The sequence below is a fragment of the Flammeovirgaceae bacterium SG7u.111 genome (genome assembly GCA_034044135.1).
In the GTDB taxonomy this organism is placed as follows: Bacteria; Bacteroidota; Bacteroidia; order Cytophagales; family Flammeovirgaceae.
The window spans coordinates 3,786,411-3,801,250 of sequence record CP139021.1 but is presented as its reverse complement, the minus strand read 5'-3'; the positions used below and the strand labels follow the sequence as shown (position 1 = coordinate 3,801,250).

10 protein-coding genes are annotated in these 14,840 nt (G+C 43.7%); 6 read left to right on the top strand and 4 right to left on the bottom strand.

Annotated features, from left to right (window positions below):
• Positions 1-80: 80 nt before the first annotated feature.
• The 4 genes from R9C00_14765 (at position 81) to R9C00_14750 (ending at position 8,458) form a co-directional block, all read left to right on the top strand.
• Positions 81-755, top strand: a complete 675-nt coding sequence (locus R9C00_14765) for a methyltransferase domain-containing protein (protein ID WPO38721.1) — start codon at positions 81-83, stop codon at positions 753-755.
• 408 nt (positions 756-1,163) lie between these two features.
• Positions 1,164-5,903, top strand: a complete 4,740-nt coding sequence (locus tag R9C00_14760) for a pectinesterase family protein (protein WPO38720.1) — start codon at positions 1,164-1,166, stop codon at positions 5,901-5,903.
• Positions 5,904-6,175: 272 nt separating this feature from the next.
• Positions 6,176-6,436, top strand: coding sequence for a hypothetical protein (locus R9C00_14755; GenBank protein WPO38719.1), 261 nt, complete (start codon positions 6,176-6,178; stop codon positions 6,434-6,436).
• A gap of 72 nt (positions 6,437-6,508) precedes the next feature.
• Positions 6,509-8,458, top strand: coding sequence for a hypothetical protein (locus R9C00_14750; GenBank protein WPO38718.1), 1,950 nt, complete (start codon positions 6,509-6,511; stop codon positions 8,456-8,458).
• Between the two features lie 75 nt (positions 8,459-8,533).
• Here the strand turns inward: R9C00_14750 and hemF are convergent, their stop codons facing one another.
• Together hemF and R9C00_14740 are read right to left on the bottom strand one after the other, a co-directional pair.
• Positions 8,534-9,427: an oxygen-dependent coproporphyrinogen oxidase gene (gene hemF, locus R9C00_14745; protein WPO38717.1), complete on the bottom strand. Its 894-nt coding sequence runs from the start codon at positions 9,425-9,427 to the stop codon at positions 8,534-8,536.
• Positions 9,428-9,509: 82 nt separating this feature from the next.
• Positions 9,510-10,643 carry a sugar phosphate isomerase/epimerase gene (locus R9C00_14740; protein ID WPO38716.1) on the bottom strand — a complete coding sequence of 378 codons (1,134 nt, stop codon included), beginning with the start codon at positions 10,641-10,643 and terminating at the stop codon, positions 9,510-9,512.
• Positions 10,644-10,789: 146 nt separating this feature from the next.
• Here R9C00_14740 and R9C00_14735 point away from each other — a divergent pair, with 146 nt between their 5' ends.
• On the top strand, positions 10,790-11,182 hold the full coding sequence (locus R9C00_14735; GenBank protein ID WPO38715.1) for a DUF3127 domain-containing protein: 393 nt from the start codon (positions 10,790-10,792) through the stop codon (positions 11,180-11,182).
• 78 nt (positions 11,183-11,260) lie between these two features.
• On the opposite strand, the gene R9C00_14730 is transcribed toward R9C00_14735, so the two are convergent.
• Both R9C00_14730 and R9C00_14725 read right to left on the bottom strand, forming a co-directional pair.
• Positions 11,261-11,776 carry a hypothetical protein gene (locus tag R9C00_14730; protein ID WPO38714.1) on the bottom strand — a complete coding sequence of 172 codons (516 nt, stop codon included), beginning with the start codon at positions 11,774-11,776 and terminating at the stop codon, positions 11,261-11,263.
• A gap of 96 nt (positions 11,777-11,872) precedes the next feature.
• Entirely contained in the window at positions 11,873-12,982 is a 1,110-nt protein-coding gene (locus tag R9C00_14725) for an AMP-binding protein (protein WPO38713.1), read from the bottom strand.
• 226 nt (positions 12,983-13,208) lie between these two features.
• Here R9C00_14725 and R9C00_14720 point away from each other — a divergent pair, with 226 nt between their 5' ends.
• Positions 13,209-14,750: a toxin-antitoxin system YwqK family antitoxin gene (locus tag R9C00_14720; GenBank protein WPO38712.1), complete on the top strand. Its 1,542-nt coding sequence runs from the start codon at positions 13,209-13,211 to the stop codon at positions 14,748-14,750.
• Positions 14,751-14,840 lie beyond the last annotated feature (90 nt).

The following is a 14,840-nucleotide window of genomic DNA, read 5'->3' as shown; positions in this document are numbered from 1 at the left end:
AAAGGAGATTCCCCCTGGTATGTCGAAATCACCAATCCCACTCACTTGTTTTATGCAGGCTGTTTGCATAAATTTAGTTTATGAAAAACCTTCTGTTCTCATTCATCTTCTTAAGTGTTCTCCTTTCCTCCTGCGCCAGCCAAAAGGGAAAGAACAAACCCTATGCATGCGGTCGGGTATTTACCAAAAAAGAGATCAAAGAATCTTTCGCTACCTTGGCAGGGCTGTTGGAATTGAAACCGGGGGATGCCTTTGCCGATGTTGGCTCTCAGAACGGAGCAGTGCCTGTCATGCTTTCCAGCTTGGTCGATAGCCTTGAGGTGTATGTGCAAGATATAGATACGGCTTGCCTGAGCGAGCAGGAGCTGGGCAAAGTGCTGGCCTATTATTCCAAACTCACCGAAAAGCCCTTGAGGGAAAACAGCAGTTTTCAGATAGCTATTGGCACGTACACCCAAACTAACTTGCCCGCCGGCTATTTTGATGTGATCTACACCAATGCAACTTACCACGTGATAGAGGATAAAGAAGCGGTGATGAACGATATTTTTACCAAGCTAAAAGACGATGGGCATTTCTTTGTCAGGGATGAGTTTGTGGAAGAAGGAGAAGTGAAGATTTGCCCCGGAGAAGATTGCGGCGTTCCTTTTGCCTCGGAAAAAGAACTCCTTTCACAAATGGAAAAAAGCGGCTTTAAGCTGGTGCAGAAGTGGGATGATTTCAGTGGCTACCCTGTGTATAAATTTGGAAAGTGAGTCTGTTGTAACGTTCCCGAATATTTCTAAACATTATGTCAAGTACAGTAAAGTGTGTTTTGTGATAGCATATGTTAAATTGTATTATTTACATTTTTTTATAATTCTTGTTTGGCTCTCTCCTCCAAAACACGTATTTATGTACTACTAAATCTCTAACTACTTTAGCTAGAGATCAATCTTTTTTATAAAATTCCTCAACGCAGAGAAGGTATTTTACTACACAAACACTCCATTTAAGGAGTCCTAATTACTGCTTGTTTTCCGTCCGGATATGAGTGTTCTGTTTCTATGAAATGAATACTTCCAGCGCTCCTATGCGAAAAATCCGTTGGGTGGGCTGGAGCTTTTTTTGTCCAAAAAGGCAGGCATAATCAACTACACATTAACAAATAAAAATTCTCTGAAATGATGAAAATGAAAAAGATGTTTTTTCTCTTAGGATTGTTCTTCCTGAGTTATTCCACCCTCCAAGCCCAGTCCTACGATATTGTAGTGGCGCAAGACGGTTCTGGAGATTTCACCTCCCTTCAGGCGGCAATTGATGCCGTTCCCAACAACAGTGAAACTTCTACGGTAATCTATATTAAAAGGGGCTTGTACGATACGGAAAAGCTCATTGTTCCGGCTTCAAAAACCAATGTTTCTATCATAGGTGAAAGTAGGGACGAGACCATTTTGAGTTACCATATCTATGACTGCGAGGCTGGTAAATGCCCCACGGAAGATGCCGCTCTCTGGACGGGTGATAATATTCGAACTTCCGCCACAGTCACTATCCATGGAGACGGCTTTCGAGCAGAAAATCTGACCATACAAAATACGGCAGGGCCGGTAGGGCAGGCTCAAGCAATCACGGTCAGATCAGACAAAGTTGTTTTCGTCAACTGCAACCTTAAAGGCTATCAAGATACCATTTATTTTTGGTCAGTGGGCAAGCGCTCGTACTTTCAAAACTGTTTGGTACTAGGTCGTACCGATTATATTTATGGAGGAGGCATTGCTTTCTTCGACAAATGCGAAATTAGAAGTTGGGGAGGTGGTTGGATTACCGCACCTTCTACCGATTTAGCTCAAAAATATGGGTTTGTTTTTAGCGAATGCGACGTGACGTATGTGGAAGACAGCCCACGTGCTGGCGACGATGGGAATACCATTGCCCTAGGAAGACCTTGGCATAATTATCCGAAAGTTACGTGGCTGAAATGCGACATGACCGACAAAATAGATCCGCTTGGCTGGCCAACTACTTGGAATATGGATTATGCGGATACGAGTGCTAATTTAGAATTGTATGAATATCAAAATACAGGTGGCGGTGCCGATATGAGCGGTCGTGCCAACTGGGTTGGAATAAGAGCGTTGACAGATGAAGAAGCTTCTGGTTACACAGTTCAGGCTGTATTGGGAGGAAATGATAATTGGGATCCAACGGCAGAAGCTCCTTTGGTAGCGAGTTATACTTGGACAGGAAACGATGCTTCAGGTAGCTGGTTAGCTGCTGCAAACTGGAATCCGGCAGGAGTGCCGGCAACAGGTGAAGCTGCTACCGTGGACGGAAGTTTTGTGGTAGATGCTGATGGAGGTTCGTTTGATGCCGATTTGGCACTGAGCAACGGAGCTACATTGAGTGTTTCTTCAAATAGCACGCTTGCTTATTTGGCTATTGGCGGCTCCACTATCGGTGCAACTGCAACAGCTTCTTTAGAAGGGAAAATATCAACCAAAGGGGCGGTGACTGTTTTTACTGAAAATGCGCTAACGCTCGATGCTGTTATCACAGGAGTTCATACGCTAACAAAAAGCGGTTCAGGAAGTTTGGTGCTCAATACAGATAATGCTGATTATTCAGGGGCTTTTAGTGTGGAAGAAGGAACATTGAGTGCTGCGGTAGCCCATTCGCTTGGAAAAGGTGATGTGTCTGTTGCCAACAGGGCTACTTTTTTGGTGGGAAATAGCGAAGTTTTTCATCCAGAATCGAAACTAGAAGTTGTAGCGGGCTCTTCTCTGATTTTGAATGCAGATATAGTCCTTTCCGAATTTTATATTGATGGTGTGCTCCAAGGTTTGGGCGAATACACTGCTACATCGAACCCTAGTTTGATCAGCGGGACAGGCAAAATCACTATTGGTAGACCTGATGTATTTGCTTTTGTAGGAGGGGAAAATGGTAACTGGGATGTTGCCGAACATTATTCGCCACAGCTTTTGCCAGAAGAAGGCGAACAAGTAATTACAGAAATTGAAATGGAAACCACTTCTTGGGTTTTCCCTGCAAATTTGACGGTGAAGGGCACTGGAGGCATCCGCTTGAGAGGAACACATTCAGCAACTGGGCAGATTGAAATGCAAGAAGGTTCAGCGTTAAGGTATGCTACAAGTGGAGCCGGTTTTACCCTTGATGCGCCTATTGCCATAACAGGTAATATTTATCTTAAATTGAATAGTTCAAATGTTGCTGGAAGCAGCATGACTTTGCCCGGAACGTTTACTGGTTCATCTTCTATTTTCGCCCAAAATGTAAGGGATTGCGAATGTGATGCAACGGTGGTGTTGAGTGGTGATAACAGCAACTTCACTGGCACTTGGGATATTGCTACGCCAAGTTACAATGCAGCTTCTTTTACCGCTATCAATGGCACTGCGGCAAACGCTTTTGGAAATAGCACGATCAAAGTTGGAGCTGGAAACAAGGCGATTTTTAGCCATGCAAAAAGTGCAGGTGATACTTTGTCTGTCGTGCTGGAAGAAGGCGGTTTCATGGAACTGGCTTCGGAAGTAGCTGTTGATAAATTTATATTGAACGGTTTGGAGATGGAGGCAGGAGTGTATACAGCCAGTACAAATCCGACACAGATTTCAGGTGGAGGGAGCTTGGTGGTGAGTGCAGGTGGAGAGCTAAATCCCGAGCCGGCAGTTCTTACCAAACAAGGAGCAGGAAGTTCGTCTCAAACGGTAGAAGTTGGCTCTGCCATCACGGAGTTTTCTTATAGTTGGGCAAATGCTTCAACGGTAATTGTTTCAGGGCTTCCTGATGGGATCGGTGCTGCAATTGATAATGTGGCAAAAACGGTTACGTTCAGTGGAACTCCCTCCGAAGAAGGTGTTTTTGATTATACAATTACCACCGTAGGGTCTGAAACCAATGCGGTTAAAAACGGAACATTCACCATTACAGAAAATACAACGGTAATTACCAAGCAAGTAGCTTTTCCCGGAGCAGAAGGCTTTGGACGCTATACAACAGGTGGTCGTGGAGGTCAGGTGATTTATGTGACCAACCTGAACGACTCAGGGACGGGAAGTCTCCGAGCTGCGATCAACACCAGTGGAAAAAGAACTATCATGTTCAAGGTATCTGGGGTTATCAATTTGAATTCAAATCTTTCTATCAAAAATGGAGATGTGACCATTGCCGGGCAATCTGCTCCGGGTGATGGAATAGCGATAAGGAATTACTCGGTGAACATAGATGCTGATAATGTAATTATTCGGTACATGCGCTTCCGTATGGGTGATACGGCTCAAAACGAGGGAGATGCGCTTTGGGGCAGGTACCACAAAAACATCATTATCGACCACTGCTCCATGAGTTGGAGTACCGATGAATGTGCTTCATTTTATCACAATGAAAACTTCACCTTGCAGTGGTCTCTTCTTTCCGAGAGCTTACGGGTTTCGGTTCATGGCAAAGGAACGCATGGTTATGGAGGCATTTGGGGTGGTCAGCCGGCAAGTTTCCACCACAACCTCCTTGCTCATCACGACAGCAGAAACCCACGCTTTTCGGGTAGTCGTTTTACCAATACGGCTGACTTGGAAAATGTAGACTTTAGAAACAATGTGATTTATAACTGGGGTGGAAATAGCGGATATGGAGGAGAAGGTGGTTCTTACAACCTCGTGAATAATTATTACAAGCCAGGTCCAGCAACATCTTCAAGCAAAGCGGATAGGATTTTTGCCCCTAATCCAGATGACGGCTCTAATTCTCAAGCAGCAGAAGTTTGGGGAAGTTTTTATGTCAATGGGAATTACATGGTAGGCAGCAATGCGGTTACCACAGATAACTGGTTGGGCATTGACCCGAATCCTTCTTCCAAAGATAAGGCTGAGCTCAAGTTGGCAGCGCCTATCGATCAAGGGGAAATCACCACCCACGATGCAGAAATGGCTTATGAAAGGGTGTTGTCTTACGTGGGAGCTAGCTTAGTTCGAGATACGGTTGATGGTAGAGTTGTACAAGAAACCCGAGATGGGACTTATACGTTTTCTGGTTCGAATGGAAGCTCAAATGGGTTGATTGACACCCAAAACGATGTAGGTGGGTGGCCTGAATATGCATCCACTACAGCACCTACGGATACCGATGGCGACGGAATGCCTGATTCTTGGGAAGATGCGAACAGTTTGGATAAGAACGGTCCTGCAGATGGAATAACCTTCACGCTGAACACGAACTATACAAACGTGGAAGTTTATTTGAACAGTTTGGTGGCAGCGGTTACGAATAGCCAAAATAAAGATGGCGTCCCAAATTATGTAGATGGAGAAGTTGCTGAAAACACTGCGCCCGTATTGGTTAATGAAATTCCAGATCAGCAAGCTATTGTTGGAGAAGCTTTTGAATTCAGTATTCCAGGGAATACATTTTCAGATGCAAATGGAGATCAGCTTACTTATAGCGCTGCCTTAGATGGAGGTGCTGCATTGCCCATATGGTTAAGCTTTTATACACAAGGCAACCGATTTGTAGGCACTCCAGTAGTAGGAAATGTTGGCTCGCTCACTATTGTAGTGACAGTCGACGATGGCAATGGTGAAATAGCGAGCGATAGCTTTGTGCTGGAAGTAAGCGAGCCAACGCCAACAGGAGTGGAAGATGAACTCTTTAAGCAATCGTCCTTAATTTACCCGAACCCGAACCAAGGCAATTTCAAAGTAGAGATCAATAATTCGTATAGCGGGCTAATCGAGTTGGGATTGTATGGAGTAGATGGCAGAAAACATTTCCACGATCAGTTTACTAAAACTGCTCAAAACTTCTCCAAAACCATCAATACTTCTAGCCTTCCAAATGGTTTGTATATTTTGCAAATACAAACAAAAGATGCAAGCATCGCTTATAGCGTGGCAGTTGGGAAGTAAGCATTCAAATCAGAATATCAAAGAACCTCCAAGGGCTGTTTTAAAGCTCTTGGAGGTTTTATTTTTTTACAAAGGAAGAGTAAAAATGAACAGTTATATTTTTGTATAAAGTTAGGTGTCAGTGGAAGGTTAGCGAACCATTATTCTCGGATTTGATGCATATTTTTTTTATTTTTCTGTAAGAAGTTGCTTGGGGATGTTTCTTAAGTAACCAAACGGCTTCTCAGAAGCTAAATCGCTTCGAGATTAACACCAACCTTATCCAACATAAAATGTCAGAAAATAAAGAGGAAAAAATCATGTGCCCCAAATGCACTTGGGAGCCCGATGGAGGAGATTATTGGCAATGCCACTGTATGCACGTTTGGAATACCTTTAATACGTATGGGAAATGCCCGGCTTGTGGGCATGTTCACAAAACGACCCAATGCCCAGCCTGTTCGCAACTTTCGCCCCATGCCGACTGGTACTTGGAATTAGACAGCATTCCCGTACCCGAAGGGGAGGAGAAAATCGAACGTAAAGAAAGTTGATTTTACATAGGCCAGAAAAGTGTTTTTTTTCGACATCTTAGCTAATATGCATCCTCAAACTAAGAAAGGACAATGATGTTGAAATATATATTCTTGCTGTTAGGGGGCTTGAGCATAGCAAGCGCCAAGGGGCAACTTTATGAACAAGAAATTGATAATAGGGCTGATATACTTCTGGAACAAGTTGCCAATAAGTATCGCCTGCCCAACCAAAGTGCTGCCAGTATTGAAAGGTATTTTTGGTCAAAAGTGATTGCGCGGTTTGAGCAATATGGAGAGGAGGACAAGGCGGGAAATGAATGGGTAGCAGCAAGGGTGGGGGATTACCCCAAACAGATTTCTTTGGTAGGAATGGCTAGGTTGCTGTCGAAATACCCCACTGCGCCTTCTCTGAAAAAAAATAAAGTAAAACTGCTGAAAAAGGTATTTGAACGAAGGGATAGCTACAATGCTTGGATGGGTGAAGGGACGGAAAGCGAGGTAAGTATGTCCCGCACAAGTGGGTATATTCTTGCCCAAGAAGCCATGGCTTTTCCCGATGTGTTTCCGCAAGCAGAAGGCAAGCTTGAGCAGATGGAAGGCTGGATGAAATCTTGGGCTGAACAACTGCTTACCTATGGTGCAGGTGAATGGAACTCGGGGAAATATGGGGGTTATAGTTTGATTGGTTGGTTGAATGTGTATGATTTTGCCAAGTCGGAAGAAATCAAAAAAATAGCCAAGGCTGTGCTTGATTATTACGCTGCCGAAATGGCTTTGCACTACAGCTATGGGGCATATGGCGGTGCGGAAATGAGAGGAAATGGTGTGGGTAAAATAGATGATGGGGCAATTGCCTACTTCTGCTGGTTTTGGTTTTCCGAAGGAGGTAGCCCCCCGTTGCAAGGTTGGTTGGGTAGTGAATATGTTCATGTAGTGCATGCGGCCACTAGCAGTTATCGCCCTCCTTCACAGTTGCTTTCTATTGCCAAGAAAAACATCGGGATCACTAAGCTTTACCAAGGTGCAAAGCCCTCTTACTTGTTTGAAGAAAGAGGGTTTGTCAATCAGCAGTTTTATGTTGGACAAGGATTTACCTTAGGTTCGGCGCAAAGTCCTTACGGTGGCTGGACGGAGGCTTCTTCTGAGCTGGTGAATTGGAAATTGGTAGTGAAAAAAGAAGGGGCAATGCCCGATGTGGTCAGTGGAAACGGTCGTTTTTACAATGATTGGTCGGGAAAGACCCGCAATCCTTGGACGCAACATTTTCAATACAAAAACATACTGGTTCAGCTTACCCAAACTCCTTATGAAGGTGATCATATTGTCTTGGAAATGAGAGATATGGTAAAAAAGTGGGCTAAAAAATGGGGGCGAGATTTTAAAAGTAGGTACCCGCATGAGACCAATAAGGAAGATGCGGTGAGCTTTGGGGGAAAGGTGATCAATAAAAATACAAGTTACATAAACTTGCCAAGGACAGAGATTAAAATGGTAGGGCCAGCGCTGTATGTTGGGCTTGAAAATGCTTGGCTGCTGATCAGTTTTGTGCACAGCTCTCCTCATGTAAAAATCATGGAAAAAGGGAAGCGGTTTGTGTACGTAGATGAAGCTGAGGCGGGCTTGCTTTGCGGATTCGTGATGGAAGCTTTTGAAAAAAATAGGTTTGCCAGCTTACAGGAATTTACCCAGAATGCAAAAGCTCAGTTGGTACAAAAAGATGAGCATACGATTCTGTACGAAACGCAGGACAGAGAAAAAATAGAAGTAACGTTTGGGGTGGACGGGACTTTTATAGAGCCGATGGTAGATGGAGGTTGGGGCGTGCAAGTTCCTGTGGTAATGGCTACTGCTCCACCATTTGAGCAACCCGAATGGCCTAAGGGCGAGCATCATGGTCGGATACCCAAGGCAAAAGTGAATGGAAAAAAAGTCAGCTTCAAAAAGAAAGCCCCCATTTACCAAGGAGACGATATTTGGATAGAAAATGGCAAAATACGCTTAGGCTCAGGAGCTGATATATTTGAGGGTGGGTTGGAGTGAAGGAAGACTTTTTAGATGGGTTTTAAAACAAATGTCCGGGGCGCTCAAAGCATCCCGGACGTTTGTTGACTCAGATCAAGCCCAATCAATCCCTTTTTGAAGAAGCGCTAGCGTTTTCGCCTCTTCGCTACCAACTTCGGGCTGGTGATTGTAGAGCCAGTTGGCTTGGGGTGGGAGGCTCATCAAGATGGATTCTGTACGCCCGTTGGTGTCCAAGCCAAACTTTGTTCCCTTGTCCCATACCAAATTGAATTCCACGTAGCGTCCCCGCCTAATTCGTTGCCACTCTTTGTGCTTTTTCTCAAAAGGGAGTTGGCTGTTTTTCTTCATGAAATGGGTGTAGATGGGGGCAAAAGCTTCCCCAACGTCTTTCACAAAAGCAAATCGTTGTTCCAAACTAAATTCTTCACTTTCCGATAGCCTATCGAAAAATATTCCGCCAATGCCACGGGTTTCGTTTCGGTGTTTGATGTAGAAATACTCGTCTGCCCAAGGTTTGAATTTGGGGTAATAACTTTCGTGATGCTTGTCGCAAACGGTTTTTAACTGAGAATGGAAATGCTCGGCATCGGCTTGGTCGATGTAATGCGGTGTGAGGTCGATGCCACCGCCGAACCATTTGTGCCCGCTGCTCATCTCGAAGTAGCGCACATTCATGTGGATGATGGGCACCATCGGGCTTTGAGGGTGCATCACGATGGAAACGCCCGTGGCGAAGAACTCTGAGTTTTCGGGTACACCTAAGGCTTGGGTGATTTTGGCAGGAGTTTGCCCATGAACGGCTGAAAAATTCACGCCACCTTTTTCTATGATGTTGCCGTTTTCTATCACGCGGGCTCTGCCGCCTCCGCCGCCTTCTCTGTCCCAAGCGTCTTCTTTGAATGTTCCTTTTCCATCGGTGGTTTCTAGGCTGTGGCAAATGCGGTTTTGCAAGCCTTTAAACCATTCTGCTATTTCTTCTTTGGTCATGTTCTAGTTACTTGTTTCTGGGTGCTAGTTGCTAGTTCTATATTTTTCTATCCCCTCATTAGCATATTAGCACATCAACTCATTACACTAAATCTTTCATTTTTTTCAAAGGTATATCTTTTGAAACAGTTTCTTTGAGTTCGCGGAAGGAAGAGTGGTCGAAGGCGTAGCCATTTTCGCCCAAGTTCCAGAGCATGGGAGCGAGGTTCATTACGGTGGCTTTGAAGCCTTGGATGTTTGCGCCCATGTTGCCCGTTCCTTTGGAGAGCATGGCCTCGTTTTCTATTTCGAATACACCTTCAAACCCTTTTTCCTTCAAGGTGTCTACAAAGTCTCGCCAGTCCATGCTGTCGGAGCCGCCAAAGCCTGGTAGCATTGCTTCGTAATTGTGCCTGTCCCATTCTCCGTTGCAAAGGGGTACTCCTGCTTTCTGGGCAAGCTCCTTGTTGACGAGCTGGGCGGGATACATGCCTCCCCAGTGCGTTCGGGTGCTGTTTTGGAGGTTTCTTGTCGCCTTTACATGGATGCGGTGCAGGCGCTCGGGGTCGGTCGCCCTGATTACCTCCGATGGATTGGTGTGCTGCCAAACGTCGTGAGAAGGATCGTATATTTCCCCATGGGCTTTGCTCGGGATGAGGGCGTACATAAGCTTTCGGGCTGCCAATACTCCAGAAAGATTGTTAAACGTGGTGGGGAAAGAAGCGGCTTGCCAGCCTTCCATCGGGCAGTTTTCGTACAGTACTTTTACCCCGAGGTCTTCCGCATATTGGATGATGGGGGTAAAGACTTTTTGGTATTCTTCTAGGTTCTTTTCAAAGCCTCCGTCTTGCACGCCCAGCTCGTGGTTGTAGCCTACAAATGTGCCCACGGTCACGTCATTTTCAGTTCCGCCCATGAGGTGTGCCATGCGTATGAGCCTGAGCAAGTGGTTTTGGTTATTGATCCGCTCGGCTTCTGGTCCGCCAATGAGGTTTTCAAATGCCCCAATGGAAATATGGAGTTGATGTTGGTTAAAAAGCTCAAGAGTTTTTTTGGCTTCTTCTAAGTTGAAGTCCTCGTAGTCGAGGTGGGTGGCTACATGGTCTTGGCGAAGGCCATCCCTGCGGAATACGCACAGATCTACACCTTGCGCTCCTATTTCTTTTGTTTTATCGAGTACTTCGGGTAGCGTTAGCGTATCAAATGCCGAGCTCATTACCCATATTTCATTATTCATATTTGTGGAAAAGCTTCGTGTTTTTTTAGTTCTTTATCGAAAATTAATGGATTTGATTATTAATCGATAGGGATGGCTAGATAAAGCCAAGGAAATTGGTAATTTCGCCAAAAATTAATTTTCATTTATATAAAAATATACAAAACATGGCATTTCAGGTTCAGGGGAAAATAGTGGAGGTATACGATACGGTACAGGTGACGGAAAGATTTAAAAAGAGAGAGTTCGTAATAGAGGTAAAAGATGGGAACTATGCGGAATTCGTGAAGTTTCAGTCGGTGCAAGATAAGTGCAACATGCTAGATGGATTGGGTGCTGGCGATGAGGTAAACGTACATTTCAATCTAAAAGGCAGGCCTTATACCAAAAACGGAACGACTACCTATTTCACCAACTTGGATGCTTGGAGGATAGAAAAAGCTGGCGGTGGGTCTCAAGCACCAAGTGCCGATGCTGCTCCTGCACAAGGCTCTGCTGGTGGAGATGACATGACGGGGATGAGTTTTTCGGAAGCTCCTGAGGACGAATTGCCGTTTTAGGTTTATGTGAAAACCAGAGCTGAATTAACGCCGTTACTTGGAGTAATGGCGTTAATTTTTTATAGGTAGTAAGTTGTATTATTCAATAAGAGCTAAAGCTTTTACAATTTTTTTGTAGATATTCATCTTCATATCATTTTCTACATATCCATCATTTGTATAAATTCTAATTTTGTTCCCTTTTCCAGTTTTCAATTTCTCGATCTGATTTTTAGTGATGGGATATGAAACCTGAATGCCTTGAGCACCACTCCCAGAAATTCCTTTTGCTCCACACCCTTTACATGTTGTTGCAAATTTTAAATTCGGGAGCTTTACAATTTCTCCATCAGATAACTTTATCATCAATTCTTGATTCTTATCGATAGAAAAAACTTTTGATCCAATCATCATTTTAAGGTCAAAATATGATTCGCCGTTTATATTTGAAAGCCTAAAATAAGCAGCAAATTTCATTGTCATATTTAATGTTTCCCATGAAGTTCTTTTAATAGAGTTATTAGTAAACTCATCTATTTCATTTTGCTTTAAGGTTTGACTGAGGGATACCAAACTAATAAGTAGCATTAGATTCAATAATATGATTTTTTTCATACGAAATTTATTTATGAGAGCAGCTTCTATTTGAATACATGTATTGTCTACAGAAAGTTAATCAATTTAACAGTAAAAGCTTTGAGGAGTCTGTATTTATCCAAATCTATTCAATTGCTGTCTGTTTTTTCTAAGTGTTTTCCTCAACCCAATCCTATCCACCTTCTGCGTAGGCGTTAGTGGAATTTGATCTACAAAGAAATATTCTTTCGGGGAATGGTAGGAGGGAAGGGCTTCTTTCAATTGCGTTTTGAATTGTTCGAGGTCTAGCGCTTCTTTTTTTTGCTCAATTGCCAGCACCAGTTTTTCCCCAAGTTTTTCATCGGGCATAGCGAGTGCGACGGGTTTTCCTTCATAGCCAAGTTTTGCCAAAATCGACTCTGCTTCGGCTTCCACTTTTTCCAGCTGGATTTTGATCCCACCTGAGTTGATGATGTTGTCACGCCTGCCAGTCCAATTGAATTTTGTACCTTCAAAAAGCTCCACCACATCGTTGGTGACGATGGTTTCTCCACTTGTGACTTTTCCTTTTATGCAAAGACAGCTTTCCTTGTCTTGCGAAAGTTGAATGCCAGGTAGGGCTTGGAAATATTGGTCGGGCTGTGTTCCGTTTATTCGCTTTATAGCAATGTGGGTGACGGTTTCGGTCATGCCGTAGGTGCTGTAGAGGGCAGGCTTTAGGTTTTTGATTTCTTTCATCAAACTTGACCCAACGGCTGCCCCGCCAATGATGGCTGCTTTTGCCTTTTCAAAAATGGTTTTTGTTTGAGGGTTGGAAATGATGTTTTGGAGCTGCATCGGGACGAGGGCAAGGAAGGAAAAGGATGCCTCTGGGGAGAAGTTTTCCAATGGATTTGCAGTAGGCTCTATCACGGTAATTTCTGCACGGCTTTCCAGCCCTCGTACCAACATCATCAGCCCTGCTATGAAACTTGGGTGGAGGTTAACGAGCAAATGGTCATTTGCATCAAGCCCAAAAGTCTGGATGGTCATGTGGGCGGAGGCTTCCATTTGTGCTCGTTGGAGTTTGATGATTTTGGGTGTTCCCGTAGAACCTGAGGTAGAAATTTCGAATTCTTTCTTACCTAGCAACCAATTTTTGCAGTATTTGAGTGTTTTAGTTTCAAAGTCGCTCTCTGCGCCAAGTGGCAGTTTTTTGAGTTCTTCGAAACTAAGCCGTTTGTTATTTATGTTGAGATATGACATAAGTGAGTGATTTTTCCAACCAAAATATCCGTTGAGATATTTTTATATTACTGACTATCAAACTTCTATCTAAAATGGGCTTTCACTTTGTTTTCAAGCTTACCATTTTAGGTATGAATATTGAAAACTAAACTTCAGAAGCCCGCCTCATTGTGTGAGCTTGTATTTTACAAACCTTCCTGTTTTTTTATAGATATTATTATATCGATCACTAAACCAATGTATAATGATTAGATTTTCGGTTCTTTTTTCATTAGCCTGTATCCAATTTTCCGCATTTTCGCAAGACCTCCAGAAAGTATTGGTCTATCATGACCCGAATGTACTCAAAGCGGAGTACTATATAAAGGGCGAAGATAGCAATAGAATAGATGGTTTGTACAAGCAGTACTATGCCAGTTCGCACAGCCTAGAAGTGGAGGCGAACTATAAGGATGGAATAAAAGACGGTGTGTACAAGGAGTATTTTGAGAATGGAAACGTGAAGGTGGAATACTCGTATGACAACGGGAAAATTATTGGTGATTATAAGAAATATAACATCAACGGCGGTGAGTTGGTGACTTGTACGTACGTGAAGGGGAAGATTGAAGGGAAAATGATGAAATATTACGAAGATGGTTCGGTGGAGTCGGAAGTGAACTTTGAAAATGGATTGAGGCAAGGGCAAATGAAGCAATATTACCCAAGTGGCAAGTTGATGTCGGTGCATGAGTTTATGGACGACAAGCGCCATGGAGAAGTGATTACCTATACGGAAGACGGAAAAGTGACGCAGAAAGGAAGTTATGTTGACGATAAGAAAGAAGGGGTTTTCTACATCTATTTTGCCGATGAAAAAGTAAGTACAGAAAGCAGTTTCAAAGCGGATTCTTTGGATGGAAAAACTAAGAAATACTATCCTGATGGAAAACTGATGGAAGAGACGGATTATGTGAGCGGAGTAGAGCATGGTTTGGTGCTTACGTATTATCCGAGCGGGCAGTTGAAAACCAAAGCACAGTTTGTGGAGGGGAAAATGAACGGGAACTACGAAAGCTATTTTGACAATGGACAGCTGGAAACAGCGCTTAAAACGATAGGTGGTTCTTCTAAAAGCTCTTTCAAGCGCTATGACCGCAGCGGTGCGCTTGCGCTGGAAGGAACGATGCTCAATGGGGTGATGCAAGGAGAAAATATTGGCTATTATCCTAGCGGAGAAGTAAAGCATCGCTATACGTACAACGAAGGCAAGAAAGTAGGCACAAACTACGATTACTACGAGAGCGGTGAGGTGCAGCAGTTGTACAACTACAAAAATGGAGAGATTGACTACAAGGCAAAGACGTATTATAAAAGCGGAAAGGTTGAGTCTGAAAAGGAAATTAAGGAAAAGCTGCCTTTTGGTACGTGGAAATATTACCACGAAAATGGCAACGTGAAAATGGAAGAGCCTTATGCAGAGGGCGTATTGGAAGGGGTGAAAAAGCAATACCACGAAAACGGGGTGGTGAAGCTGGAAGAGTTGTTTTACAAAGGGAAGATCAGAGGTGTGAGCAAACATTACCACGAATCGGGCAAGTTGAAGTCGGAAGTGCCTTATACTAATAAGGGAGTGGTGTATGGGATAGTAAAAAACTACTACGAGTCGGGGCAAGTGGAAAGCCAAGGCAAGATGTATGGGGAAAAGAAGTGGGGAGACTGGCAGTATTTTGACGAGGAAGGCAAGCTTTTGAAAACAGAGAAATACGAGAAAGGTGAGTTGAAAAGCACTGCGGAAGCGAACTAGAATTCTTATAAGAAATCGAAGATATGTAAACCTCAAGCGATGGCTTGAGGTTTTTTTGTGTTTTTAAGGGTTAAGTACTTTGTACAATAC